The organism is Pseudomonas duriflava (assembly GCF_007830155.1).
Classification (GTDB): domain Bacteria; phylum Pseudomonadota; class Gammaproteobacteria; order Pseudomonadales; family Pseudomonadaceae; genus Chryseomonas; species Chryseomonas duriflava.
This window is the reverse complement of the sequence record NZ_VLKY01000012.1, coordinates 86986-113444: the sequence shown is the minus strand read 5'-3', so window position 1 is coordinate 113444 and position 26459 is coordinate 86986. Positions and strand designations below refer to the sequence as shown.

The following is a 26459-nucleotide window of genomic DNA, read 5'->3' as shown; positions in this document are numbered from 1 at the left end:
CATGCCTAAGCAAAGTGTGATTCCTGCCGGGACCGGCAAACCACTGGCACCCTTCGTTCCGGGCTCTCTGGCTGACGGAATTCTTTACGTCTCCGGCACCTTGCCCTTCGACAAGGACAACAATGTTGTGCATGTGGGCGATGCCGCCGCGCAGGCGCGGCATGTGCTCGAGACCATCAAGGGCGTCGTTGAAGAGGCGGGAGGGACCATGGACGACGTGACGTTCAACATGATCATGATTACGGATTGGGCAAATTACGGGGCGGTCAACGCGGTATATGCCGAGTACTTCCCTGGTGATAAGCCAGCAAGGTATTGCATCCAGTGCGGGTTGGTAAAGCCGGATGCGCTTATTGAAATCGCGAGCATTGCGCACGTTGGCAAGTGAAGAAGGACGGGGAAGAGTTCTGGCGCCTGGCGTGATGATTATCGTCTGCGCCTTCACCTTGTATCCCTGACCCTTATAGGGCTGGTTGGAGTTAGCGATACCCACCACTACTCCAGCCTGTTCCCCTGGTGCAAAGGAGAAACGTGCATGTACTACGAGATTCATGGCCAGCAGACGTCGGATGCCGAGACAATCGTGTTGTCATCCGGGTTAGGCGGGGCCGCCGCGTTCTGGGCGCCACAACTCGAAGCCCTGGGTGCGCATTTCCGTGTCGTTACTTACGATCAGACCGGAACCGGCAAAAGCCCAGCCTCTATTCCCGAAGGCTATACCCTTAAGGCCATGGCCGGCGATGTGCTGGATATGGTCGATGAGTTAGGCATTGAGCGCTGCCATTTCATGGGACATGCCTTAGGCGGGCTGGTCGGCTTGCAGATTGCCGTTATGCGGCCAGAGCTGTTGCTGAGCCAAATTCTGGTCAACGCCTGGAGTGCGCCCAACCCGCACAGTGCGCGCTGTTTTGCCGTGCGGCTCAATCTCCTGAACGACAGCGGCCCGGCAGCCTATGTACAGGCGCAGCCGATCTTTCTTTATCCCGCGGACTGGATAATTGATAACACGGAACGGTTGGCTTCTGATGAAGCCCACGCGTTGGCGCATTTCCCGCCAGTGGATAATGTGCGCCGCCGTATTGCGGCCTTGCTGGCCTTCGATATAGATGATCAGCTCGCCCGAATCGAAACGCCTACCTTGGTTATCGTCAATCAGGACGACATGCTCGTGCCCTGGACATGCTCGCATCGCCTGGCCGAAGGCTTGCCCAACGCGCGCCTGGAGCGGCTGGAATATGGCGGGCACGCTTCTAGCGTGACTGATCCCGATACGTTCAACCGCGTTATGCTCAATTACCTGATTTGAACCGGAACACCAGCAACAGGTTTGCTGTGAGGATTCAGCCATGCAACTTGCTCATGTCATCACATCGGTTATAGAGCCAACGGTGCTCAAGCAGGACTACCGCGACGCCATGGCCCGGCTCGGGGCTGCGGTCAATGTCATTACCACAGACGGCCCGCAAGGGCGGGCAGGCTTTACGGCTACAGCCGTGTGCAGTGTAACGGACGAGCCCCCTACGTTGCTGGTCTGCCTTAATCGATCAGCCTCGGTGTATCCGGTTTTCAAAGCTAACGGTACTTTGTGCGTGAACACCCTTAGCAGCGAGCATCGGGCACTCTCTACCTTGTTTGGTGGCAAGACAACCATGGAGGAGCGCTTCATTGCCGCTCAATGGCATACCCTCGTGACTGGCTCGCCTGCCTTAGACGGCGCAGCGGTATCGTTTGATTGCCGGATCTCGGCGGTGAATACCGTAGGTACGCATGATGTGCTCTTGTGCGAAGTGGTAGCAATTGAGCGCAGGGAAAACGCCGGAGGACTGATCTATTTCAATCGTGTTTATCATGACCTGTGCAACGAGCCGGCAGAAGCCTGATACCTACGGCTACCGGATAGTATGTAAGCCGGTAGCCGCCTTGGGGCTTGCCGTCAGGTTTCGGCGTACAGGTTCTGCCCCTGAATACGGATCAGCCGTGCCGGCCCCATGGGCAGTTGCGTGGCCGAAACTACCAGCAGTTCGAGTGCACCCAGCAGGGCGATGGTCAGCTTTCCGGGCAGCGGTTCGCGTCGTAGGAGGGTTAATGATGCCAGTAGCAGCTTTACTCCGCTCATGGTGTCGAGGTTGAGGTGAACGGTCATGGGCAGCTTGCGCAGTGCGCCGAGCTCATAATTGGTGAACAGGCTATACAACGTAGCCGAAGCACCGTTGTAGGCCAGAATCTTGCGCGTCCGCGAGCCTAGTCCAGGCGTCTGGGACAGTCCCAGGCAGAGCAAGGATGTCGCATAGTCGAGCACGCCGTGGACAGCCGTCGTGATCGGCTTAGGCGGTGCGAGCGGGTCTCGTTTTAAGGTGGGCACGATGACTTCGTCGCCCCGATGATTGTCCAGCGCGCCTTGAAGGAAGCACTGAACTAGGCGTGCCGTGACCTGGGCCGCCGTGTAATGAACGTTATGGGCCGCCTTGTCGATAACTACTAGTTGTCCGTTCGGCAGGAGCCGTGTAAATGTTTCGGCCCAAGGCTGCGATAAGGTTTGATCATGCTGCCCACGAATGACGAGCGTAGGCGCTTGGATAGCTGGTAGTATGTCTTCGATCGGGTCGTCGACCGTACGCGAGAGCTGTTGCGCAATACGAGGTATGCCTGCCGAGGCATAGTCCAGCTGCGTGATAGCGTTAAGGCAAGGCGCTTCGAACGGCATATTCATCAGAACGCGCGCGTACTGTTTGCCTGGTGAACGGTAAAGGGGATCGGGCGTGGGGCCTGACAGGATGAGGCGCTCTACGCGCTCAGGTGCGCGCGTGGCGACTTCTACCGCAACCTGAGTACCCAGCGAATTGCCAAAGAGTACGGCACGCTGGATGGCGCACGCGTCCATCCAGGCCAACACGTGATCGGCTTGCTCACTGACACTAGGACCCGCTGGCCACTTCATACCCACCGGCCTCGGCGAGCGGCCAAAGCCGGGTAGATCCGGTGCGATGACATCGTAACCCTGCTCCGCCAGACGTCGGCCGAGCGGAACCATGTAACGGCTCGAAAAGCCCAGCCCATGGAGCAGTACCACCGGAAGCCCGCCAAAGGCTTCCGGGCTGCCGAACCAGGCACGAGCGTGCATGCGAATGCCAAGCGACGCTACGTGTGTCCAGACATGGCGAGGAGCGTGTAAGCGTTTAAACATACCAGGAACCTACAAGATGCGCGTGAGGGCAGGCGGCTATGCGCCTGCACGGAAATAACCGAGATAGAGGTGTGAGCCTGGTAGAGGAACGTAGTTCCTACAGCCCGTCGCAGGCTGATAGTACAAGGTAGGGCAGTAGGTGAGCGATGAAGCAGGATTGAGCGGAGGGCACGTGAATGTAGGCGAGCTGAAATGAAAAGAGCCATGTTGATTAACCGACATGGCTCTTTAGAGGCGCTACGAGTATCAGTGAGCGCTGGACGGCGCACCGAGTGGACGTGCCGGAGCGGAGAGCTTGAGCAGCAGCACGGTAGCAGCAGCGATTACGAAAATAACCGCATACCCCTGATACAGCTGGTTCGGCCCCCACTGCAGGTCGATCAGGCCACCCGCCACCAGAGGGGAAATGATCGCGCCGAAGCGGCCCATGCCAATGCTCCATCCCATGCCAGTCGCTCTTACCGAGGCGTCGTAGGCCATAGAGGCCAGCGCATACAGCCCGGCAATGCAACCGTTACTGAAGAGGCCGATCAGCAGGCCCATGACGAAAGCGGCGGTAAGCGAGGATGTGGTCGAGACAAACACGCTAAGTAACACGGCTGTGCAGGCCATGAAGACAGCCAATAGATGGCTGATCTTGAAGCGCGCTGCCAGCATGCCGATCAAGGCTGCACCAAAGATACCGCCAATGCTCAGCAGTACGCCGCCGGTTACGCCTTGTTGAGCAGACATCCCGGCGGACACAAGCAGCTTGGGTGTCCAGCTCATGATGAAGTAGAAGCCAAACATGGCCAGGAAAAACGAGGCCCAGATCAGCAGTGTCGTCCGCAGCAGGCGGGGAGCGAACAATTGCTTGAAGCTGCTGCTTTTCACTTCGTCTGCGCCATGGGTCGGAAGGGAGGGCAAGGCAGCCAGGGGAGTATGGCCCAGTTTGCGGGCCAGCACATTGATACGCTCCAAGGCGTTGGCCGGACGGCGAGCCAGGAGGAAGTCCAGGGATTCTGGCAGGCGCCACAGCACGAACGGAATGATCGCGAAGGTAGCAAGGCCGCCAAAGATGAATACCGAACGCCAGCCCCAGGCAGACAGGAGTGCCACCGCGATCAGGCCGCCAATGGTTGCGCCTAATGCATAACCAGTGGACTGTAATGTCACTGCAAGACCACGCCAGCGTTTGGAGGAGTATTCGCTGGCAATCACGTTACTGCTTGCCAGGATACCGCCGATGCCAAGGCCGGTAATGGCCCGCAATACCGCCAGTTGCAGAGGTGTCTGGGTAAGAGCCGACAACAGCATGCCCGCTCCGGCCAATGTAACGCAGAACAGAATCAGTGGACGGCGACCAAAGCGGTCGGCCCAGGGCGCGATGAACAGCGAACCGGCGGCCATGCCGAGGAGGCCGGCGCTCAGGAGCAGGCCTAGCTGTGAGCCAGACAGTTTCCATTCAGCCGAAACGGACGCGGCTGTAAAGGCCATGACCAGCACGTCAAAGCCATCGAGCATGTTCAGGGCGATACAAATGATGATGGCAGTCCACTGAAAGCGATTCATTGGGCTTTCGTCGACAGCCTTGCGGAGATCGTTATGCATGATCGATCTCCTGATGAGTGAGTATGGACATACAGGATGCACGGAAAAGCAGAAGTAGCTGCGTCATGATTATTATGGCGCCTCTTATTATTGTTTAAGGTGTGCTCTTATACGGTATTGCGGCCATCTTCTCAGTAATGATGGCCGCTTAACGAACAGCTTTTGCAGTACCGTACGCGTGACGCTGCGTGACTTGTCAGATATCCAGGACCAGTACCGCGCTTTTGGCACGTGAGCAGCACGGCGTAAATTGATCGTTGGCTGCCTGTTCTTCCTCGGTCATGAACAGATCCCGATGGTCTGGAGTACCTTCCAGCACTCGGGTGAGACATGTACCGCAGACGCCCTGCTCGCAGGACATCGGAATGTCGAAGCCGGCATCCAGCAGTACTTCCAGCGCTGTTCGATCCGCTGGCACCTGTAAGGTCTGTCCCGTGCTGGCAATCTTCATTTCGAAGGAGCCGTCATTGGTTGTATCCATGGGGGCGGCGGCAAAGTACTCACGGTGCAGATTCTCTTCAGGCCAACCGTTGGCCTTGGCGGTACTTAGCACATGCTCCATGAAGCCTGTCGGGCCGCACACATACAAGTGCACATCGGGTTGTGGATTTTGTAAGAGAGTTTGGGCGTCAAGCTTTTGCTCGGCGGGGCCGTCGTCAAAGTGAAATTGTACCCTGTCGGCGAAGGGAGACTGCTTGATGCGCTCTACAAACGCAGCGCGATCGGCCGAACGCGTGCAGTAGTGCATTTCAAAATCGGCGTCCATGTGAGCCAGGCGCTCAGCCATGCACAGAATAGGCGTAACACCGATACCGCCGGCAAATAGCAGGCTGCGCTTGGCGCCATGGGCCAGCGGAAACAGGTTGCGCGGCTCGCTGATATGCAGATGCATGCCTTCGGTAAGCTGATGAACACCAACGGAGCCGCCACGGGACGCCGGGTCCTTGAGCACGGCGATCTGGTAGCGGTGACGCTCGTCAGAGTGGTTGCATAGTGAATACTGCCGCACCAGGCCATCTGGCAAATGAACATCAATATGCGAGCCGGCGCTGAATTCCGGTAAGGGCGTACCGTCCACACTGGCCAGTTCAAGGCTGCAGATATCAGTGGCTTCGGTTTTTTTGGAGACGATCATGACTTCGATCATGACAGGAGTCCTTGTTGGGTCGGCCGGTCAGAGCCTGTTCGTAATGAAAGCGCGCCCTCGCTAAGGGCGCAACGGCTTCAGGCGCTGGCAATCATGCCTAGCGGTGCAGCGGCGCTGCGTTCACTTTCGATCAGCCGATCGAGAATGCGCCGAGACTGCACGCCACCTGCGTCGATGTTCAGCTTGAGCAACTGACGATCCGGGTAGGCCAACAGGTTCTGCTGCTGACGCTCCAGCATTTCCAGGTCTTCGCCAAATATCTTGCCCTGACCTTCACGGATAGTAGCGGTCAGCGCCTCGTCTTCCGGCTTGAAGTTGCGCGCCATGCCCCAGAAATACCAGATGGAGGTTTCGGTCTCGGGTGTAATGAAGTCCACCACGATGCTGGACGCCTTGTACTTCGGGTCGGCTTCGTAGCCACCATGACCGGCATGGGCCACGCCCACTTCGATCAGCACGTGGCTGGGTGGAGTGAAGCGGCAAATTTGCCAGCGGTCGACAGGTACATCATCCGCCAGGTTGTTGCCGCGTAGGGCCATACGCCAGAAGGGCGGGGCCATGATGTTTTCCATGTGACGGCTGGTAGTGACGGTGTCGCCTTCGACCTTGGTAATTGGAGCAGCTTCGTCAATTTCCGGCTGGCCGATGCTGTTGGCGTGGACATAGGTCTCATGGGTCAGATCCATGAGGTTGTCGATCATCAGGCGATAGTCGCAATTGATGTGGTATAGACCGCCGCCATAAGCCCACTCGGGATTGTCGGCCCATTCGAGATGATGAATCAGGGAAGGATCAGCCTTGTCGGCGTCACCCGGCCAGACCCAGATAAAGCCATAGCGCTCTTCAACAGGATACTGACGAATGCAGGGAAAGCCGCGAACGCGCTGGCCCGGCATGGCCACGGTCTTGCCGTCGCAGCCCATTTCCAAGCCGTGGTAGCCGCAAACGAGGTTGCCGTCGCGCACGAATCCCAGGGAGAGTGGGGCACCACGGTGGGGGCAGAAGTCTTCGACGGCTGCAACTTTGCCTTCAGGGCCACGGTAGAAAACGATTTTTTCGTTGCAGATCTGACGACCGAGGGGTTTGTCGGCGATTTCGTCAGGCGTACAGGCTACGTACCACGTATTTTTAGGGAACATGGTGGCCTCCTCACAAGGCATGTTTTGTTTTTATTGGATCCAATAGTTCGCCTTTATCCTGCTAGGTGTCAACTAGCCAGGCATATTTTCGATCCTATTTCAGTTCGATTACCGACCAGTTCGCCAAAACCTGCATTGTATTGAAAAGGCAGAAAGCGCCGGGTAGAGCGCTTTGTGCATGTGTTATACAGGCTGCGCTAAGATGATTGCATTTCGTCGTCATGAGGGTTCCATGAGCAAGCCAGGTCAGCGTGTATTGGTCGCCCTGCGCAAAATGATCGTATCGGGAGAGTTAGCAGCCGGCGAGCGGCTTGTGGAAATTCCGACGGCAGAGCGGATGGGCGTGTCGCGGATGCCGGTGCGTATGGCGTTTCGTATTCTGGAGCAGGAAGGCTTGCTTTCTAAGTGCGAAGGGCGTGGTTATACGGTGCGTACCGTTACCGCCAGCGAAATCGCTGGCGCGGTAGAGGTGCGGGGAGTATTGGAAGGGCTAGCGGCACGGCAGGCTGCTGAGCGCGGATTGGATCCAAAAACCAGTACAGTTCTGCATGAATGCCTGGAAATTGGCGACGCCCTGTTCGCCAAGGGGTATGTGACCGAGGAAGATACAGAGGTCTATCACGACTTCAATCGGCGTTTTCACCAGGCGATCATCGAGGCCAGTGGTAACCCGGCTATCAGCCATGCCCTGGCACGCAACGATCACCTGCCGTTCGCGTCGGTCAGCTCCCTGATTGTTGATCGTAATGATATGGCCCGTGAGTATCGCCGCTTCAATTTTGCTCACATGCAGCACCACGCTATTGTGGATGCTTTGGTGAGTGGCCAGGGCGCACGCGCTGAGGCTCTGATGCGAGAGCACGCCAATGCCACCCTACGGTATGCCGAAATATTCAACCCCATACCGGCTTCGACAGACGGTATCAAAGTTATCCGGGATACCTGAGGGCTGGCTGCGACGTGGCGGGATCTGCTTTCGTCGACTGCCCGGTCAAGAGGGCTGCGGTACTGGCGCTTTGAGCCATACCTCGTGATAGGCAGTGCTTGAAGCGCTGCGGCTTGACTCCTTATTTGGAAAGCATGTTTTCCTTCCTCAAGGACTTATGTGAAGGCTTGCAGATAAGGTCTGTGGGGCTGGACTGCTTAAAGGGTAGGTGTCTCGATCCGCTCACGAATCCAGGCGACGAATTTTTTGATCTTGGGGACTTCCGCCGCATGTTCGGGGTAGCCAAGAAAATATGTATGCGGGCTGGTCAAACTGTGCGGCCAGGCGATTACCAACTTGCCCTCGGCCAGTTCTTCGTCGATGAGAAAACGCGGCACCAAGGCTACTCCACAACCAACCTGCGCAGCGCGAATGCACATGGTAAAGGTATCGAAGCGTGGGCCATGGTAGCTGTGCTCGGTATGCAGCCCTTGACTCTGGAACCATTCGTGCCATGCCTCGGGCCGGGCGACGTTCTGGAGCAGGATGTAGTCGGCCAATTGTGTCGGATCGCTTAGATGACCCTCTGGCCAGAGACCGGGTGCGCAGACCGGCACCATGTCCTCAGTCATCAATGGAGTGCATTCTGCTCCGGGCCAGCGGCCCTGACCCGCAAAGAGCGCCACATCGCAGGGTGGATCGTTGAGGTCCATGGTCTTTACTTCATGCCGCACATCCAGATGGATGGAGGGATACCGCAGGCGCCAGCCCTTCAGACGCGGGATCAGCCAACGCTCGCCAAAGGTAGGCGGTGTCACCACGCGCAGCACCTCGGTTTCGCCACCATAGGAGCGGATGTAATGGGTCGACATCTCGATCTGGGTAAGAATCTTGCTGACCTCAGAAAGATAGAGCGAGCCGGCCGGCGTCATCTGGAGACGCTGCCGTACGCGACGGAAAAGAGGGTGGCCCAACTGCTCTTCGAGTTGGGCCACCTGTTTGCTCACGGCGCTCTGGGTCAGGCTTAACTCTTCGGCGGCTCGTGTAAAGCTCAAGTGCCGCGCCACAGTTTCGAAGCACTGCATGGCGGTAATCGAGGGCATGTGGCGACGAGACATAAATAGCTCCAACCTGAGCCGGCGCGCAGGCATACCGCTGCGTATGGGGCTTCATGAAAAAAAGGAATGATAAACCTAGCAAAGGTCGTTTGTTGAGCAGGTGTCTACTGGCTAATACTGAGTTCATAATGACTCAAGGAGCCCCGCCATGATCGATGCACTGCTTAGCCGCCTCGGCGTTGATCCAAGCCTTTACCAGAACGGCAACCACACCGTGTTCACGCCTATCGATGGTAGCTCGCTCGGTGCCGTCACACTGGAAAGCGCCGCCGAGGTGGAACAAAAGATTACCCGTGCTGACAAGGCCTTTCAGGCGTGGCGCGCTGTGCCGGCGCCACACCGCGGCGAATTGGTCCGCCTGTTAGGTGAGGAACTGCGCAAGCACAAAGCCGACCTGGGCGAGTTGGTCTCCTGGGAGGCCGGCAAAATCACTCAGGAAGGGCTGGGTGAAGTGCAGGAAATGATCGATATTTGCGACTTCGCTGTTGGCCTGTCCCGTCAGCTGTATGGTTTGACCATCGCTTCCGAGCGGCCCGGTCACCACATGCGTGAGACATGGCATCCGCTGGGCGTAGTTGGTGTAATCAGCGCCTTCAACTTCCCGGTAGCTGTCTGGTCGTGGAACACCGCACTTGCCCTCGTCTGCGGTAACTCTGTGGTGTGGAAGCCTTCCGAGAAAACCCCGTTGACCGCCTTGGCCTGCCAGGCATTGTTCGAACGAGCGGTGAAAGCCTTTGGCGATGCACCGGAATACCTGAGTCAGGTAATTGTGGGCGACCGTACCAGTGGTGAGGCGCTGGTAGATGACCCGCGTGTGGCATTGGTCAGTGCGACGGGCAGTACCCGCATGGGGCGTGAAGTCGGCCCCCGTGTGGCCGCACGTTTCGGCCGTTCGCTGCTGGAGCTAGGCGGTAACAACGCCATGATCGTTGGCCCTAGTGCCGATCTCGACATGGCCGTCCGTGCCATCCTCTTCAGCGCCGTGGGTACGGCAGGCCAGCGCTGCACCACGCTGCGCCGTCTGATTGCTCATGAGTCCATCAAGGACGAGCTGGTCACTCGCCTGAGGTCGGCTTATTCCAAGGTGCGCATTGGCCATCCTTTGGAGGGTAACCTGGTCGGTCCGCTGATCGACGCGCAGAGCTTCCAGGCCATGCAGGGCATTCTGGAACAGGCCAAAGGCGAGGGCGGTGTGGTCTTTGGCGGTGAGCGTCAACTGGCAGACCAATACCCGAATGGGTACTACGTCTCTCCGGCTATTGTCGAAATGCCGGAGCAGAGCGAATCGGTTCAGACCGAGACCTTCGCGCCCATTTTGTATGTGATGACCTACCGCGAATTCAACGATGCTATCGCTATGAACAACGCGGTTCCGCAAGGCTTGTCGTCCTGCATCTTCACAACAGATATCCGCGAAGCCGAGTCCTTCCTGTCGGCGGTAGGCAGTGATTGCGGTATCGCCAATGTGAACATTGGCCCAAGCGGTGCCGAAATCGGCGGTGCTTTCGGCGGCGAGAAGGAAACCGGCGGCGGTCGCGAGTCCGGCTCTGATGCCTGGAAGAGTTACATGCGTCGTCAGACCAATACGGTGAACTACTCTCGAGAGCTGCCGCTGGCGCAGGGTATTGTGTTCGACTGAGTGCTGATTGACGTGATGCCTGGTTGATAGGTCTCGCTGTGCTCCACCCATCCCGCCTGTACTTTGCAGGATAGGCTGGGTACATAACCTGAGCGCAGCGATATTTCAAACCACAATCCTTTCTTGCAAGGCCCTGATTCTCGTCATTGTGTGAAGGAATACCTATGCCGCTCCGCCAGCACTGCCTTTGGGAAGCCCTGTCACCTAATACGCTTAATGCGCTGCCTTTGAAGGGCGAGCTCAACGCTGATATCTGCATCATTGGCGCCGGTATTACCGGGCTTTCCGCTGCCTTGCATTTGGCGGAGCAGGGCAAGCGCGTTGTAATTGTCGAGGCGCATGAAGTGGGTCATGGCGGTTCCGGCCGTAACGTCGGGCTGGTCAACGCTGGCATGTGGATTCCTCCGGACACAGCAGTCTCTACGCTAGGGGCTGAAGTGGGTGAAAAGCTGCTCAAGGTGATGGGCAACGCTCCTTATGAGGTTTTCTCCCTTATCGAGCGCTACGGTATTGAGTGTCAGGCGCAGCACAAAGGCACGCTACACATGGCACACAATGCCAAGGGCCTCGCAGATTTAAGGAGCCGCGCCGAACAATGGCAGCGGCGCGGTGCGCCCGTCGAGTTGTTAAGCGGTGCGTCTTGCGTCGAAGCCTGCGGCACTACCCATGTTTCTGGTGCGCTGCTGGATCGCCGTGCCGGGACGATTAATCCAATGGCGTATAGCCTGGGGTTGGCCAGGGCGGCAGTAAGGTTAGGTGTTCAGCTTTATGAGCGTTCAGCTGTTCTGTGCCTTGAACGGCAGAGCGCGAAGTGGTGCGTCGTGACGGCTCAAGGAACCGTGCTGGCCGAGCAGGTCATCATGGCTTCCAATGCCTATACCGAAGGCGAGTGGACCACGCTGCGTAATCATTTTTTCCCCGGCTATTACTATCAGGTCGCCTCCACGCCGCTTGGGGAGGAGGCTGACTTTATCCTGCCCGGCGGGCAAGGTTCGTGGGATACCCGGACGGTGCTCAGCAGTATTCGCCGGGATGCGGACGGCCGTTTGTTATTGGGCAGCCTGGGTAATATGTCGAATCGGCCTGCCTGGTTCATCGAGGCCTGGGCGGACCGCATTCAACGCTATTACTTTCCGCGTCTCGGCAAGATCGAATGGGAGTACACCTGGACAGGCTGTATCGCGTTCACGCCGGATCATCTGATGCGTTTGTTCGAACCAGCTCCCGGCCTGTTGGCCATGACGGGTTATAACGGGCGAGGTGTAACCACCGGTACCGTTGTTGGGAAGGCCTTTGCACACTATTTGTGCAGAGGCAGTGACGAAGTGCTACCGATGCCGTTTACCCGATTCGAGCAGCAGGGGGTAGGTCAATGGCGAAGCCCGCTCTATGAAGCAGGTTTTAGCCTTTATCACGCCGGTCAATGTTTGCGCATCGTCGTGTAACCCTATTGTTACCTCTTGGTGCGTTCAGATTGTGCAGGCGTATCAGGAGGGTGCAAAACGTTTGCGAAACCCTGATTTGCAGGTCTATTTCCGTTTCATTGGCCAGAGCAAGCTGTTCTTTAGTCGAATACAAAAGGCTCATCATCGGGGAATTTCTTCAAATTCTCTGGATTTTTGCCATAAGCCTATGTTTTTAAGCTTTTTATAGACGTAGTAGCGCTTTGGCATGTGGTTTGCTGTTCATGCAGTGCCAACAATCCCTCCTCAGGAGCAAAACTCCCCATGTCGAAGATTCACAGAAATGGTTTTCTGGCTCTGGCGGTTTCAAGTGCGCTGGGTTTGTCTTCCTTTGCACAGGCTGATGTTTTGATTGGTGTGGCCGGTCCCATGACCGGTGCAAATGCAGCGTTTGGTGAGCAGTTCTGGCGAGGCGCAAGCCAGGCGGCTGAAGATATCAATGCGGCAGGCGGGGTCAACGGTGAAAAGATCAAACTGATCCGTGCCGATGACGCCTGTGAACCCAAGCAGGCGGTAGCCGTCGCTAACCGTCTGGTGGATTCGGACAAGGTTGTTGGTGTTGTTGGCCACTTCTGCTCCTCGTCTACTATTCCCGCTTCTGAGGTGTACGACGAGGCAGGTATCATTTCGATTACCCCGGGCTCTACCAACCCGCAGGTAACCGAGCGCGGTTTCAATGCTGAGTTCCGCATGTGCGGGCGTGATGATCAGCAGGGCATTGTGGCTGGTGACTATATTGTCGATCAGCTCAAGGCTCAGAAGGTTGCAATCATTCATGACAAGGATACCTACGGCCAGGGGCTAGCTGATGCCACACGGGCACAGCTCAACAAGCGCGGGGTAAAAGAAGTGCTCTATGAGGGGCTGACCCGCGGCGAGAAAGACTTCAATGCCTTGGTGACCAAGGTTCGCTCTTCAGGTGCAGAAGTCGTCTACTTTGGTGGCCTGCATGCCGAGGCGGGGCCTCTGGTCCGGCAGATGCGTGAGCAAGGCGTTACAGCCAAGTTTGTGTCGGGTGACGGCATCGTCACGGATGAGCTGGTAACCACGGCTGGAGGCGCTCAGTACGTCAATGGTGTGCTGATGACCTTTGGCGCTGATCCCCGACTGCTGCCTGACGGCAAGGCGGTAATCGAGAAGTTCCGTGCCAACGGTTATGAGCCAGAGGGCTACACACTCTATTCCTACGCCTCGGTCCAGGCATTGGCGGCTGCTTTCAATGGTGCAGGCAGTACCGATGGTGAGGAGGCTGCCGAGTGGCTCAAGCAGAACTCGGTAAAAACAGTGATGGGCGAAAAAAGCTGGGATCAGAAGGGCGACCTTAAGGTCTCGGACTACGTTATGTACCAATGGGGCCCGGACGGCAAATACAAGCAGCTGTAAACCCATACTGGCCATCCGTCTTGAGGCGGATGGTCATGCTGCATACAAGGGCAGCCGGGTCGCCTGAATGAATAGCCGCTGATTCCTCGCCTGGCGAGGGCTCGGATAGAGGGATGGGTATTGGAAACAGCGCGAGGCATGAGGCTTCGTTTGCTAGGTACATGCCCGGTCCGCTTTATCCGATTGGTCCTCAGTTGTTCGTTGGCTTCACTGACTGTCCACCTATTCCCACTACGTGAGAATCTGATCGTGGATGGAATCTTCCTGCAACAACTCATCAACGGCCTGACCCTCGGGTCAGTCTATGGCCTGATTGCCATTGGTTACACCATGGTTTACGGCATCATTGGCATGATCAACTTTGCACACGGGGACGTGTACATGGTGTCGGCATATCTCGCCGCCATTGGTATCGCGCTGCTCAGTTTCTTTGGCTTCGAGTCCTTTCCCTTCATCATTTTTGGCACGCTGTTATTCACCATTGCGGTAACCGGCATGTACGGCTATGCCATCGAGCGCATTGCCTATAAGCCGCTGCGCAACTCAACGCGCCTGGCCCCGCTCATTTCGGCCATTGGCATGTCGCTGATCCTGCAGAACTATGTTCAGATCAGCCAGGGCGCCCGGCAACAGGGCATTCCTACCATGCTTGACGGTGCGTTGCGCTTCCATATTGGGGAAGGCTTCGTACAGCTGACGTACACCAAGCTGTTCATCATCGTCGCGTCCATCGCGGGCATGCTGATCCTGACCTACATCATCAAGTACACCCGCCTGGGCCGCATGTGTCGTGCCACGCAGCAGGATCGCAAGATGGCGCAGATCCTCGGTATCAATACCGACCGGGTAATCTCCTACGTGTTTGTTATTGGCGCGGCCATGGCCGCACTGGCTGGGGTGCTGATTACCCTGAACTACGGCACGTTTGACTTCAATGCTGGCTTCATTATTGGCATCAAGGCCTTTACGGCGGCGGTACTCGGTGGCATCGGCTCGCTGCCGGGCGCCATGCTTGGCGGCATCATCCTGGGCGTAGCCGAGGCACAGTTCTCTGGGCTGGTGAACTCGGACTTTAAAGACGTATTCGCCTTTTCGTTGCTTGTCACGATCATGATCTTTCGACCGCAAGGACTCCTGGGCAAGCCCCAGGTAGCGAAGGTGTAAGCCATGTCCGGTTACCAGACGTCGTTTGACCTCAAGCGCTGCCTGATCGATACCGTGATGGCCGGCCTCATCTCGCTGGTGGTGTTCGGCCCCATCGTCGGTATCGTGTTACAGGGCTACAGTTTCCAGACTGAGCCCAAGCGGCTGGCCGTGCTCATCGGCATCGTCATGCTTGGTCGTTTCTGCCTGAGCCTGTTTCTACAGACCGTCCGCGGTCAGAAGATAGCGGAGTCGTTCAGCAAGCCGGGGGGCGGCGTGCATGTGTTGCCGCCGCACCATAAGTCCAACCTGCGCTTCATCATTCCCATTCTGATCCTCCTGGCGATTGCGTTTCCCTTCTTTGCCAACAAGTACCTGCTCTCGGTGGTGATCCTGGGCCTGATCTACGTGCTGCTCGGGCTGGGCCTCAACATTGTGGTGGGTCTGGCGGGGCTGCTGGACCTAGGGTTTGTCGGCTTCTACGCCATTGGCGCCTATGGCCTGGCGCTGGGGTACGAATACCTGGGGTTGGGGTTCTGGTCGATGATCCCGCTGGCTGCAGTGATGGCGGCGTTGGCCGGGGCGCTCTTGGGCTTCCCGGTCCTCAGGATGCATGGCGACTACCTTGCCATCGTGACCCTGGGGTTTGGCGAGATCATTCGGTTGGTCTTGAACAACTGGGTGGGGTTCACAGGCGGCCCGAATGGCCGTCCTGTCCCCAATCCGACCTTTTTCGGGCTCGAATTCGGCCGGCGAGCCAAGGAGGGCGGTACGCCCATCCATGAGTTCTTTGGCTTCAAGTACAACCCCAACGCCGAGCTTATCTTTACCTTTGTCGTATTGGTGATCGTGGTGCTAGCGGTGCTGTATATCAAGCATCGTCTTACGCGTATGCCGGTCGGTCGGGCCTGGGAGGCCCTGCGTGAGGATGAGATCGCTTGTCGCGCCATGGGGCTTAATCATGTGCTGGTCAAGTTGTCGGCGTTCATGATTGGCGCTTCTACGGCCGGGATCGCAGGGGTGTTTTTTGCTACCAAGCAGGGCTTTATCGATCCATCGTCCTTTACCTTCTTCGAGTCGGCACTGATTCTGGCCATTGTCGTGCTGGGCGGTATGGGGTCGACGGTAGGCGTCGTGATTGCAGCCTTTGTTTTAACCATACTGCCCGAGCTGCTCAGAAGCTTTGCCGACTACCGCATCCTGATGTTTGGCATCCTGATGGTGCTGATGATGATCTGGCGCCCGCGTGGCCTGATCCGAATCAGCCGACGTGGTTATGAGGTACGCAAGGGCGTGCCGCCCAGCGCTGCGCATACCCGAGTCATGCCCACGCCCGTGACAGGCAAGGAGGTAACGCCATGAGCGATGTGATTCTTTCTGTCCGCCAGCTAGGCATGCGCTTTGGTGGAATCGTGGCGCTGTCCGGTGTCGACTTCGAGGTTGAGCGCCTATCGATCACGGCGCTGATCGGCCCCAACGGCGCAGGTAAGACCACCGTTTTCAACTGCCTCACCGGCTTCTACAAGGCTACCGACGGACGCATTACCCTGCATACCGCCGAAAAGGGGGACACGCTGGTAGGCAAGGTGATGGGCGAGCGCTTTCAGGCGACCGACTTTATCAACCCCGCGCAGCTCGGCAGTCGGCTCTGGTACAAGATGTTTGGCGGTACACACTTGGTTAACCGGGCAGGGCTGGCCCGCACGTTTCAGAACATTCGTCTGTTCAAGGAAATGTCTGTGGTGGAGAACCTGCTGGTGGCTCAGCACATGTATGTCAACCGTAGCCTGGTAGCCGGCGTTCTCAATACCCAAGGGTTCCGCCGTGCTGAAAACGCCGCGTTGGACACGGCTTTTTACTGGCTGGAAGTGGTCGGCCTGAGCGACTGTGCTAACCGCCTGGCCGGCGAGATGTCCTACGGACAGCAACGCCGCCTGGAAATCGCCCGTGCGATGTGTACCCGGCCAGAGCTGATCTGTCTGGACGAACCGGCAGCGGGCCTGAATCCTGCCGAGACCGAGGCGCTCTCCCGAATCATTCGCCGGCTGCGTGATGATCATCAGATCACCGTGCTGCTCATTGAGCACGACATGGGCATGGTCATGAGTATTTCCGACCACATCATCGTGCTGGATCATGGCAATGTGATTGCCCGGGGTATACCTGATGAAATCAAGCACAACCCTAAGGTCATCGCCGCGTACCTCGGTGCCGATGAGGAGGAAGTGGCATGACAGCATTGCTCGAATTCCAGAATGTCGATGTGTTCTATGGGCCTATCCAGGCGCTTCGAAACGTCTCGCTCAGCATTAACGAGGGCGAGACGGTCAGTCTGATCGGGGCCAACGGAGCGGGTAAGTCCACGCTGCTCATGTCCATCTTCGGACAGCCACGGGCGGCTCAAGGAAATATTCTTTACCAAGGCCAGGACATTACCCGCAAAACCGCTCATTTCGTGGCGTCCAATGGCATTGCCCAGGCGCCGGAAGGGCGGCATGTCTTCCCTGATATGAGCGTTGAAGAAAACCTTCTCATGGGCACCATCCCGATTGGCACGAAATGGGTGGACGAGGACATGCAACGTATGTTCGACCTGTTCCCGCGGCTGAAGGAGCGCCGCAACCAGCGTGCCATGACCATGTCCGGTGGCGAGCAGCAAATGCTGGCGATTGCCCGTGCCCTGATGAGCCGTCCCAAGCTGCTTCTGCTGGATGAGCCGAGCCTGGGACTTGCCCCGATTGTGGTCAAGCATATCTTCCAGATCCTGCGTGAGCTGGCTCAGTCAGGCATGACCATCTTTCTGGTGGAACAGAACGCCAATCATGCGCTCAAGCTGTCGGACCGAGCCTATGTGATGGTTACCGGTGAAATCCGCATGACAGGCACAGGCCAGGAACTCCTGGCCGACCCTCAGGTGCAAGAAGCCTATTTGGGCGGGCATTAAGCGCTTGTTTAGCCCGTCTGAGGGGCCAGAAGGCTTTCGGCGGGCTTTATTCAACAATCAGTATGTTTTACACAGTTTTTAGAATGTCCACAGCTCCTGTGAATAACTATGTGATCAAGCTGCGCAGCCATTGCTGGAGCCCAGGATTGGCTAGCTCTGCAGCGTGGTGGTTAAAAATCGACCACCTTTTTTTACATTGCTATTAGGGGATATAAAAAACTTTTAGAAGACTAAATAGCTGACATTTTTTGAGTTCTGTCTTTTATCAAATACTTTGTGTGGACACATTTTTATATATCCACAGTACTCACGTTTTCACTGGAAAAGCCTGTGTATAACGTATGGAGACTTACGTAGAGCCCAAGCAGGTAGCGGCCTGTAGGCTTTTGATCAAAATATGAACAGTGCTCTCATGGCCTGTTTTGCTCATTTTATTCGCATTTTTATAGAGCAAGCCTGTGTATAACCATGGGGTAGATGGCTACAGGCCATGTCTGTAGCGGGCTGCGCAAGTTTGTACAAAAAATGATCAGGTTTTGAGTGCAGGCCTGTCTTATGACGTAACTGTAGCGGTATGAACATTTTGCTGCATAGTGTGCAAGAAGCAGCTTATAAGCACAGCCTTGTGAATAAGCATAAGCCCAGAGCAGAAGGGCTGGTCAATGCTGAGCAACACAGGTTGATCATTAACCTGTTCATAGCCACGGTTTTCACCTGTTTTGACGATTGCATCTGTAACTGTAGCGTCTCAAGCCAAGGCGCATAGGGTACTCTCAATATTTGCCAAACCATTGAGAGGAGCTGTGCCAATGACTTCTTCGTTGTTCATTACCGGGGCCACATCCGGATTTGGAGCCGCTACAGCCCGCCGTTTCGCCAAGGAAGGGTGGTCGCTCATTATCACGGGTCGCCGTGAGGACCGGCTCCAGGCATTGACTGAGGAGTTATCAGAACAAACGGACGTCCATTCCATCGTTCTCGACGTCCGTGACCGGGCAGCAGTAGAGGCCGCGGTACAGGCGCTTCCTGAGCGATTCGCCACCTTACGTGGATTGGTCAACAATGCTGGCCTGGCGTTGGGGACGACCCCGGCACCGCAATGCGATCTTGACGACTGGGATACGATGGTCGATACCAACATTAAGGGCGTGTTGTATTGCACTCGTCTGTTGCTGCCACGCCTGATTGCTTATGGTGCAGGAGCTGGCATCGTCAATTTGGGCTCTGTTGCTGGAAACTGGCCCTACCCGGGCAGCCACGTGTATGGCGCGACCAAGGCGTTCGTCAAACAGTTCACCTTGAACCTGCGCTGCGATCTACAAGGGACAGGGGTTAGGGTTACCAACATCGAGCCCGGCTTATCCGAAACGGAGTTTTCCGTTGTCCGTTTTGGTGGCGACAAGTCCAAGGCTGATGCGGTCTATGCCGGCACCGATCCCCTCACGCCTGAAGATATTGCCGAGTCGATCCATTGGGCGCTGAATCAGCCCAAGCACGTGAATATCAACAGCATCGAGCTCATGGCTACTTGCCAAGCCTGGAATAACTTCAATATTCATCGTAGCGAGTAACGAAGTACTGACGGTACACAACAACGTGTGCCGTCATACCCTATCTGGTTCTGCCCGAATAGGTTCCAGCAATAAAGGGTTTTTAAAGGCAAAAGCCATTTAGGCTTTTGCCTTTTTATCGCCTGCATTTCTAGATCTCATTACGAAACTCTATTCCACAAGGCTTGATTACTTCGGCATTCGGCTTTTTCTCAATGTGGACATAATCTTGACGGGCTATGGTGGACCCCATCTTGTCGACAAAAAACTGGCGTAATCAGAGGCATTTTCTATAAGCCGCTAGGCAACGCGCTACGCACACCTTGTTTCACTCTAAAATGATTTTTTTGAAACTATCACGCTAGAGCGCTCCTTTCGAAGGGCGACGAACGGTATCATCAAGCGTGTTTTATTCCTTGAATTGGCATATTGATTGAATAGGTCTTTGTGCAACGCAAGGGGCATATCAAAGAGGGCGAATAAAAGCTTTTTAATAAGCAATGTCCTTCGTTGAAAAAGGCATTTTTAGTGCTGCTCCTATAGATTCGCCATTCTTTGTATTGGCATTAAATGTGTGCGGTTTTACAGCGATATAAAGCCTCTATCACATGCCCAGCATAAAGGTTTCTTAGGCCTTTCTTGCTGTCGTCAGTTGTTATAACTGGCAAATACTTCCATAACTCAGGAGTGAGTGCCGGGAAGTTCATTCTTAGGGATGAAATAACCGCCGCGCCATTCGATGGCCGGCAGCATCTTTTTAACTGAGCGTTAAAAAGTTCATGCTGCGTCTGCTTTTTAAGTAAGGCTATGGAGACGTTTGCGCTTAATAACTCACGATTCGTTATGGTGAATGTGTGAAAACTTCAGCAGTAGGCAAGAAGTTACGTTTCAATCGTTCCTTGAAAACCCTTCTTCCCCTTATGGCCGCTTTGGCGTTCGGCAGTACTACAGCCCGTGCCGAGCAAGTTGACCTGGTCGGTTTGAACATCGCCGGAGCCGAGTTCGCCGATCATGTTCTGCCAGGTGTAAACGGAACAAACTTCTTCTTTGCCGAAGAGCGTTATTTCCAGTACTGGAGCAGTAAAGGCATCCGCCTGATTCGTTTCCCCATCCTGTGGGAGCGCTTACAGCCTACGCTGGGCGGCCCGCTGGATCCGACGTATGCCGGATTGATCACTCGTACACTGGGATATGCCCAGAAGTACAACATGAAGATCATTCTGGACATGCACAACTATATCCGCTACCGCGGCCAGGTCATTGGTACCAACAGCGTTCCTTATGCACGCTATCAAGAAGTTTGGACGCAGATCGCCAAGCAGTGGAGCAGCCATCCGGGCCTCTATGCCTACGACATCATGAACGAGCCGCATGATGCTACGGCCTACTGGCCGACTGCGGCCCAGCACGGTATTAATGGTGTACGTGCTGTGGACAAGAGGCGCCCGATATTTATTGAAGGTAATGCCTGGGCCGGTGCCTACCAATGGCCGCAGTGGAACGATCCTTTGCTGAATCTGAAGGACCCGTCCAACAACCTGATCTTCCAGGCTCATTCATATTGGGATGAAGGCTCTGGTGGCACTTACAACAATGTCACGGCTGCTAACCTTGATCCGCAGTATGGCGTGAACCGTATCAAACCCTTTGTCGAGTGGCTGAAAAAGAATGGCAAACGCGGAATGATCGGTGAGATCGGCATACCCGATAACGATGCGCGCTGGAACGTGGTGCTGGACAATGTCCTAGCTTACCTTCGCCAGAACTGCATTCCAGTTACGTACTGGGCTGCCGGTCCAGGTTGGGGATCCTATAAGTTGGCCGTCGAGCCCATTAATGGCAAAGAGCGCCCACAATGGCCAACACTGCAAAAGTACATTAATAACACCAGTTGTACGGCCTATGGCCCTATGGCAACCGGCGCGGCTCCTACGCCAGCACCGACCGCTCCAACCCCGGCACCTTCTACCAGTGACGGTGTTACCAGTGCGATCAATAGTTTCACCAATGGAGATTGGTTGAACGGTGTGTATCGGGCCAAGGCTGGGTTTTCTGTTCCGGCCACGACCGCCAACGTAGCCGCGTTCAAGGTAGGAGCCTTTGTACGTTTAGCTAATGGGCAGACCGTCAAGGTTACGTCTGTTCAGGTGGTAGGTAGCAACATGAGCGTATTCGTGGAAGGGCCTCTGCTTGACGGTAACGCCGTTGGTTACCCCAAGACGCTGACGGTTGTGTCATCAACGTCCACAGCCCCTGTTTCTGGAAGCACGCCGACAGCACCTACACCTGCGCCGACGACCCCAGCCGCGACGGGTGTAACCAGTACGATCAATAACTTCACTAACACGGATTGGCTGAATGGGGTTTATCGTAAGAAGCTTGGCTTCTCGATCCCAGCGACTACTGCAAACAAGGCAGCGTTCAAGGTCGGTGCCTCTGTGAAAATGGCCAACGGTCAGATCCGCAAGATCTACTATGTCCAGGTTATTGGTAGCAACATGAGCGTGTTTGTAGACGGTGCAGCTGTAAATAGTTCGACAGTCGGTTACCCAAACAAGCTGAGCACTGTGTCGAACTGATTCTCTTCATTGATTGACGACAGTGCTGCACTGTCGTCAATCAAAGGGATCGTATTTGAAGCAGAGACCGAAAGGTCTCTGCTTTTTTTATGGCATAAGCTTAATAGCTAATGATGAAGGCATTTTGATATTAATGTTAATGGCTTTGTGAGGGTTATAGAGACAGAACTATGTTCTATTACCGTCAAAATTCAGCCATGACAGACATTAAAGAGCATCACCGTATCAAGCGAATAATTCTTCAGCAGATGGCTATTTAATATCACTCTCGTTTGTCTCAAGTTAAAACTTCATACGCGTTCTCGTTAGGAATTCTTTCATTCCTGTCTGGCCGGGGCTTATACCGTTTTATCAGGTATGGTATTTACGCTTTAAAGGCCGCTACGCCAGGGCCATCTTATCTTGCCATACAGTAGAAAACGCTATTCATGCTATTCATATATACCATGTCAATATCGCTACAGCATCTTGAATAGTTATGTCAAGGCTTCTTTCTACATATAAAAAGGGAAGTTGTTTCTAAATTAATGTTCCGATAAGTCATTGTTTATAAATAAATTTTCTTTTCCGTAATAATTAGTAAAGAACCCTTAAGCCACGTTCCACCAACCATCCTATTTCTGGCATGCCCGTTGAATAAACAGGATTGTGATGTTGGAAATCCGTCACCCAGTATCAAGCCTTAAATAGAGTGTGATTAAACATTCTTATTTAGCGGCCGATGTATTGGAAGGATACTCATTGAAAGAGCAGCTTCAATGAGTACCTCTCCGGATACTGGCACTTTGATATGTTCATATAAGTTTGACGTGTTCATAGCAAAGTCCCAGCAGACGATTCTTGAATCGTTCCTGTTATTGCCAGTGGTTTTAATGCTGGCAAACGCTTTCCATAACTCAAGGCTGAGTCTCGGGAAGTTCATCCTTAGGGGTGAAATAACCGCCGTGTCGCTTATTGAACGGTTGTACGCATAACTCAACGTAACACTTGAATTGCTGCGTCAGCTCATACGTTTGAGCAAGGAGACGCTTGCGCTTTTAACTCTCACTAGCAGTAATGGTGAATTGATGAACGCTCCAACTTTTTTTACTAAATTAGGTTCCACCCGGTTTTTCAAGAAAGCACTTCCCTTTGTAGCGGTAGCTGCATTCGGCAGCACGGCCGTACAAGCCGAGCAAATTGATCTGGTCAGCCTGAACCTGTCGGGTGCTGGTTTTGCTCCGCACGTGCTGCCAGGCATCAACGGCACCAACTACATCTTCCCGGTGGAGTCCTATTTCCAACAGTGGAGCGCAAGGGGCATTAAGACGATGCGTTTCCCCATCATCTGGGAACGCTTGCAGCCCAAACTGGGCGGTCCGCTTGATCCGACCTACGTAGCCCTTATCGATCGCACCTTTGGTTACGCTCAAAAGCACAACGTCAAGATCATCCTGGACCTGCATAACTATGCGAAGTATCGCGGCCAGGTTATTGGTACGAGCAGCGTTCCGTATGCTCGCTACCAGGAGATCATGACCAAGATCGCTCAGCAGTGGAGCAAGCAGCCAGCGCTGTATGCCTACGACATCATGAACGAGCCCAACGGTGCTCTGGCCTACTGGCCGACCGCCGCTCAGTACGGCATCAACGGCGTGCGTGCAGTAGACAAGACGCGCCCGATCATTGTTGAAGGTAATGGCTGGGCCAGTGCTACACGTTGGGCTGAGTGGAACGATTCGCTGCTGAACCTGAAGGATCCGTCCAACAACATCATCTTCTCGGCGCACTCGTATTTTGATGAAAACGCGGGCGGCAGCTACGACAGCGTTGATGTGAACAAGCTCGACGCCATGTATGGCGTTAATCGGGTCAAGCCCTTCGTTGAGTGGCTGAAGAAGCACGGCAAGCGTGGCTATATTGGTGAGTTCGGCGTACCGGACAACAACCCGCGCTGGAACCTGCTGATGGACAACATGCTGGCGTACCTGAAGCAGAACTGTATCCCTGCTTCCTACTGGGCGGCGGGTCCAGGCTGGGGCAGTTACTTCATGTCGGTTGAGCCAGTCAATGGCAAGGAACGTCCGCAGTGGGCAACCCTGAAAAAATATGTAGATAACACTAGCTGTTCGGCTTATGGTCCGTTGAAAGCCGGTACTACTACACCTACCACCTCCAGTGGTACAGGGTCGACTCCGGTAGCTACTACGCCCTCTACGACCACGGGCTCCAGTAGCGGCTCCACTACTGCGCCTACTACCAGTACAAGCACCGCGCCAAGCGCGTCTGCCAGTTCGGCCGTTACCAGCACGATCAATAACTTCACCAATGCCGATTGGTTGAATGGGGTTTATCGCAAGAAGCCTGGCTTCTCCATCCCGGCAACGGCTGCCAACAAGGCTGCGTTCAAGGTCGGTGCTTCGGTCAAACTGGCTAATGGCGAAGTTCGCAAGATCACCTATGTTCAGATTGGCAACAACATGGGGATCTATCTGGACGGTGCTGTGCTAAACGGAACTACTGTGGGTTATCCGAAGACGCTTACCCTTGTTTCCTCTACAGCTACATCCACGGCATCTACGCCTTCCACAACCACAGCAAAAACCTCAACCGCTGCAACAACGGTAGTTACCAGCACGATCAATAACTTCACCAATGCCGATTGGTTGAATGGGGTTTATCGCAAGAAGCCTGGCTTCTCGATCCCGGCAACGGCTGCCAACAAGGCTGCGTTCAAGGTGGGTGCTTCCGTGAAAATGGCTAACGGGCAGGTTCGCAAGATTACTTATGTTCAGATTGGCAAGAACATGGGGGTTTATCTGGATGGCGCTGTGGTGAGCGGATCTACCGTAGGTTATCCGAAGACACTAACGCTGGCATCTAACTAATCGATAAGGGCCCAATCAGGAGACGTTCATTCATCTTGTCATGGATAGGCTGATTCAGAACGCTCTATATAGGAAATTCTTCTGAATATAGTTCGTGTATTCAGAATTCAAAGGCAGAAGTCGTAAAGGCTTCTGCCTTTTTTTATGCCTATTGAAAGCGGTGGTTAGCTAGTAAGGCCAATACATCGGTCAGTAAGAAGAACTGATAGCGCTGCTTTCAGCAAAGTTGGCACACATATTGTTACATACAGTGGCGGCGATAAAAATTTGTCACTTATTTTTACAAGAGTTCTGGATGCAAGGAAGCGGGTGGTAAGGCGTGACTACAGGTCCGTTTTCTAAAAACGACTATTACTCAAAGCGCCCGGTTTATTGGGCATTGACGATGCTTACCCCCTGTCATGTTAGGACGTCTCATAGGATATGACCCTCTGGCTCCGGCTTATCTTTTCTGTGAAAGGAAGTCCGCCTGCCACTAGCGATTCGCTGAATCGCTTCTAAATGCTGCCACTAGCGCTGCCCTTGGCCAGCATGTCCCCGCTCACGGTTGAGCTCTAGGACGTTTCCCATATGGAAGACCTCACTGCTCGCGTCCACTCATGGTCGCTCCATGATTGACAACTTATCACCTCCCTTTTCATGGGGCCTGGGCGCGTGCGTTGAATATCACTAGTAGTAATGGTGAATTGATGAACGTTTCAACTGTATTTCGTGCGTTACGCTCCAGCCGTCTGTTCAAGACGATGCTTCCCTTGGCTGCCATAGCGGCTATGGTCAGCACGACGGTCCGTGCCGAGTCGGTCGAGTTGCTTGGGCTCAATCTGTCGGGTGCCGGTTTTGCGCCGCAGGTACTGCCGGGTGTCAACGGCACCAATTATATTTTCCCGGTGGAATCTTATTTTCAGCAGTGGAGCGCGAAGGGCATCAAGCTGGTCCGCTTTCCTATTATTTGGGAACGCTTGCAGCCGACTCTGGGCGGTGCGCTGGATCCTACCTACATAGCGTTGATCGACCGTACCTTTGGTTATGCCCAGAAGTATAACGTCAAGGTTATTCTTGACCTGCACAACTATGCCCGTTATCGGGGCCAGATTATTGGCACCAGTAGCGTTCCGTATGCCAAGTATCAGGATGTCATGACGAAAATCACCCAGCGTTGGAGCGGTCAGTCGTCTCTTTATGCCTATGACATCATGAACGAGCCGCACGATGCTCTGGCCTACTGGCCGACCGCCGCTCAGTACGGCATTAACGGTGTGCGTGCAGTAGACAAGACGCGCCCGATCTTTATCGAAGGCAATGGCTGGGCTGAGGCGACCCGCTGGGCACAGTGGAATGATCCTCTGCTCAAACTGACGGACCCTGCCAACAACCTTATCTTTGAAGCGCATACCTACTTTGATGATGGCGCGGGTGGGAATTACACAGGCGTTGATGTCGGAACTTTGAGTGCAACCTACGGGGTGGAGCGGGTCAAGCCGTTCGTAGAGTGGTTGAAGAAGAACGGTAAGAAAGGCTATATCGGTGAGTTCGGTGTGCCGGATAACGACGCCCGCTGGAATACCATCATGGATAACATGCTGGCTTACCTGCGGGATAACTGCATCCCGTCAACCTATTGGGCGGCAGGGCCAGGCTGGGGGGACTACTTCCTATCGGTCGAGCCGATCAATGGCGTAGAGCGCCCTCAGTGGCCAACGTTGAAAAAGTACATCAACAATACCCGTTGCACCACGTTTGGTCCGTTGTAATAACGCTCTGGTGATGCATGAGGCGCTCCGCGTTAAG

The 26459-nt window shown here is 54.9% G+C and carries 19 protein-coding genes and 1 pseudogene; 15 read left to right on the top strand and 5 right to left on the bottom strand.

The genetic code is table 11. The features are described 5' to 3' along the window. The first annotated feature begins 1 nt into the window (after window position 1). The 3 genes from rutC (at window position 2) to rutF (ending at window position 1880) form a co-directional block, all read left to right on the top strand. Complete coding sequence (gene rutC, locus IQ22_RS17100) at window positions 2–388, top strand: pyrimidine utilization protein C (protein ID WP_145144202.1); 387 nt, start codon at window positions 2–4, stop codon at window positions 386–388. A gap of 147 nt (window positions 389–535) precedes the next feature. Further along, window positions 536–1306, top strand: coding sequence for a pyrimidine utilization protein D (rutD, locus tag IQ22_RS17095; protein WP_145144200.1), 771 nt, complete (start codon window positions 536–538; stop codon window positions 1304–1306). Window positions 1307–1346: 40 nt separating this feature from the next. Continuing rightward, entirely contained in the window at window positions 1347–1880 is a 534-nt protein-coding gene (gene rutF, locus IQ22_RS17090; protein ID WP_145144198.1) for an NADH-dependent FMN reductase RutF, read from the top strand. 53 nt (window positions 1881–1933) lie between these two features. Here rutF and IQ22_RS17085 read toward each other — a convergent pair whose 3' ends face one another. From IQ22_RS17085 to IQ22_RS17070, 4 genes are all read right to left on the bottom strand, one after another. Continuing rightward, on the bottom strand, window positions 1934–3184 hold the full coding sequence (locus IQ22_RS17085; RefSeq protein WP_145144196.1) for an alpha/beta fold hydrolase: 1251 nt from the start codon (window positions 3182–3184) through the stop codon (window positions 1934–1936). Window positions 3185–3430: 246 nt separating this feature from the next. Continuing rightward, window positions 3431–4774 carry an MFS transporter gene (locus tag IQ22_RS17080; RefSeq protein ID WP_145144194.1) on the bottom strand — a complete coding sequence of 448 codons (1344 nt, stop codon included), beginning with the start codon at window positions 4772–4774 and terminating at the stop codon, window positions 3431–3433. A gap of 196 nt (window positions 4775–4970) precedes the next feature. After that, a complete protein-coding gene (locus tag IQ22_RS17075; RefSeq protein WP_145144192.1) occupies window positions 4971–5921 on the bottom strand; it encodes a PDR/VanB family oxidoreductase in 951 nt (316 codons plus the stop codon). Window positions 5922–5998: 77 nt separating this feature from the next. Next, complete coding sequence (locus tag IQ22_RS17070) at window positions 5999–7060, bottom strand: aromatic ring-hydroxylating dioxygenase subunit alpha (protein ID WP_145144189.1); 1062 nt, start codon at window positions 7058–7060, stop codon at window positions 5999–6001. 232 nt (window positions 7061–7292) lie between these two features. Between IQ22_RS17070 and IQ22_RS17065 the strand changes: the two genes are divergently transcribed. Then, the gene (locus IQ22_RS17065; protein ID WP_145144186.1) at window positions 7293–8006 is read left to right on the top strand and encodes a GntR family transcriptional regulator; all 714 of its coding nucleotides are present in this window, start codon (window positions 7293–7295) and stop codon (window positions 8004–8006) included. Between the two features lie 197 nt (window positions 8007–8203). On the opposite strand, the gene IQ22_RS17060 is transcribed toward IQ22_RS17065, so the two are convergent. Then, window positions 8204–9103, bottom strand: coding sequence for a LysR substrate-binding domain-containing protein (locus tag IQ22_RS17060; RefSeq protein ID WP_145144184.1), 900 nt, complete (start codon window positions 9101–9103; stop codon window positions 8204–8206). Window positions 9104–9251: 148 nt separating this feature from the next. Here IQ22_RS17060 and amaB point away from each other — a divergent pair, with 148 nt between their 5' ends. The 11 genes and pseudogenes from amaB to IQ22_RS17005 all read left to right on the top strand — a co-directional run. After that, window positions 9252–10742, top strand: a complete 1491-nt coding sequence (amaB, locus tag IQ22_RS17055) for an L-piperidine-6-carboxylate dehydrogenase (RefSeq protein WP_145144182.1) — start codon at window positions 9252–9254, stop codon at window positions 10740–10742. Window positions 10743–10906: 164 nt separating this feature from the next. Next, window positions 10907–12187: an L-pipecolate oxidase gene (gene amaA, locus IQ22_RS17050; protein ID WP_145144180.1), complete on the top strand. Its 1281-nt coding sequence runs from the start codon at window positions 10907–10909 to the stop codon at window positions 12185–12187. Between the two features lie 282 nt (window positions 12188–12469). Further along, window positions 12470–13588 carry a branched-chain amino acid ABC transporter substrate-binding protein gene (locus IQ22_RS17045; RefSeq protein WP_145144178.1) on the top strand — a complete coding sequence of 373 codons (1119 nt, stop codon included), beginning with the start codon at window positions 12470–12472 and terminating at the stop codon, window positions 13586–13588. Window positions 13589–13837: 249 nt separating this feature from the next. Then, complete coding sequence (locus IQ22_RS17040) at window positions 13838–14752, top strand: ABC transporter permease subunit (protein WP_145144385.1); 915 nt, start codon at window positions 13838–13840, stop codon at window positions 14750–14752. Window positions 14753–14755: 3 nt separating this feature from the next. Then, window positions 14756–16093, top strand: coding sequence for a high-affinity branched-chain amino acid ABC transporter permease LivM (gene livM / locus IQ22_RS17035; protein WP_145144176.1), 1338 nt, complete (start codon window positions 14756–14758; stop codon window positions 16091–16093). Then, window positions 16090–16965 (top strand): ABC transporter ATP-binding protein, encoded by an 876-nt coding sequence (locus IQ22_RS17030; RefSeq protein ID WP_145144174.1) that lies wholly within the window; start codon window positions 16090–16092, stop codon window positions 16963–16965. Before livM ends, IQ22_RS17030 begins: the two co-directional genes overlap by 4 nt. After that, window positions 16962–17675, top strand: coding sequence for an ABC transporter ATP-binding protein (locus IQ22_RS17025; RefSeq protein ID WP_145144172.1), 714 nt, complete (start codon window positions 16962–16964; stop codon window positions 17673–17675). Before IQ22_RS17030 ends, IQ22_RS17025 begins: the two co-directional genes overlap by 4 nt. 809 nt (window positions 17676–18484) lie before the next feature. Beyond that, on the top strand, window positions 18485–19246 hold the full coding sequence (locus tag IQ22_RS17020) for an SDR family oxidoreductase (protein ID WP_145144170.1): 762 nt from the start codon (window positions 18485–18487) through the stop codon (window positions 19244–19246). Between the two features lie 899 nt (window positions 19247–20145). Then, window positions 20146–21804 carry a glycoside hydrolase family 5 protein gene (locus tag IQ22_RS17015; RefSeq protein ID WP_145144383.1) on the top strand — a complete coding sequence of 553 codons (1659 nt, stop codon included), beginning with the start codon at window positions 20146–20148 and terminating at the stop codon, window positions 21802–21804. Window positions 21805–22871: 1067 nt separating this feature from the next. After that, entirely contained in the window at window positions 22872–24671 is a 1800-nt protein-coding gene (locus tag IQ22_RS17010; RefSeq protein WP_145144168.1) for a glycoside hydrolase family 5 protein, read from the top strand. A 743-nt stretch (window positions 24672–25414) separates the two neighbouring features. After that, window positions 25415–26419 (top strand): annotated as a pseudogene (locus tag IQ22_RS17005) (glycoside hydrolase family 5 protein); the annotation flags it as partial. Window positions 26420–26459 lie beyond the last annotated feature (40 nt).

What these genes read in the sequence shown, in the direction of transcription:
- rutD (WP_145144200.1), top strand. Translation starts at nt 536, where the DNA reads ATGTACTACGAGATTCATGGCCAGCAGACGTCGGATGCCGAGACAATC.
- rutF (WP_145144198.1), top strand. Translation starts at nt 1,347, where the DNA reads ATGCAACTTGCTCATGTCATCACATCGGTTATAGAGCCAACGGTGCTC.
- IQ22_RS17070 (WP_145144189.1), bottom strand. Translation starts at nt 7,060, where the DNA reads ATGTTCCCTAAAAATACGTGGTACGTAGCCTGTACGCCTGACGAAATC.
- IQ22_RS17085 (WP_145144196.1), bottom strand. Translation starts at nt 3,184, where the DNA reads ATGTTTAAACGCTTACACGCTCCTCGCCATGTCTGGACACACGTAGCG.
- IQ22_RS17030 (WP_145144174.1), top strand. Translation starts at nt 16,090, where the DNA reads ATGAGCGATGTGATTCTTTCTGTCCGCCAGCTAGGCATGCGCTTTGGT.
- IQ22_RS17060 (WP_145144184.1), bottom strand. Translation starts at nt 9,103, where the DNA reads ATGTCTCGTCGCCACATGCCCTCGATTACCGCCATGCAGTGCTTCGAA.
- IQ22_RS17010 (WP_145144168.1), top strand. Translation starts at nt 22,872, where the DNA reads ATGAACGCTCCAACTTTTTTTACTAAATTAGGTTCCACCCGGTTTTTC.
- IQ22_RS17025 (WP_145144172.1), top strand. Translation starts at nt 16,962, where the DNA reads ATGACAGCATTGCTCGAATTCCAGAATGTCGATGTGTTCTATGGGCCT.
- IQ22_RS17065 (WP_145144186.1), top strand. Translation starts at nt 7,293, where the DNA reads ATGAGCAAGCCAGGTCAGCGTGTATTGGTCGCCCTGCGCAAAATGATC.
- amaB (WP_145144182.1), top strand. Translation starts at nt 9,252, where the DNA reads ATGATCGATGCACTGCTTAGCCGCCTCGGCGTTGATCCAAGCCTTTAC.
- IQ22_RS17015 (WP_145144383.1), top strand. Translation starts at nt 20,146, where the DNA reads ATGGCCGCTTTGGCGTTCGGCAGTACTACAGCCCGTGCCGAGCAAGTT.
- IQ22_RS17080 (WP_145144194.1), bottom strand. Translation starts at nt 4,774, where the DNA reads ATGCATAACGATCTCCGCAAGGCTGTCGACGAAAGCCCAATGAATCGC.
- IQ22_RS17045 (WP_145144178.1), top strand. Translation starts at nt 12,470, where the DNA reads ATGTCGAAGATTCACAGAAATGGTTTTCTGGCTCTGGCGGTTTCAAGT.
- IQ22_RS17075 (WP_145144192.1), bottom strand. Translation starts at nt 5,921, where the DNA reads ATGATCGAAGTCATGATCGTCTCCAAAAAAACCGAAGCCACTGATATC.
- rutC (WP_145144202.1), top strand. Translation starts at nt 2, where the DNA reads ATGCCTAAGCAAAGTGTGATTCCTGCCGGGACCGGCAAACCACTGGCA.
- amaA (WP_145144180.1), top strand. Translation starts at nt 10,907, where the DNA reads ATGCCGCTCCGCCAGCACTGCCTTTGGGAAGCCCTGTCACCTAATACG.
- livM (WP_145144176.1), top strand. Translation starts at nt 14,756, where the DNA reads ATGTCCGGTTACCAGACGTCGTTTGACCTCAAGCGCTGCCTGATCGAT.
- IQ22_RS17020 (WP_145144170.1), top strand. Translation starts at nt 18,485, where the DNA reads ATGACTTCTTCGTTGTTCATTACCGGGGCCACATCCGGATTTGGAGCC.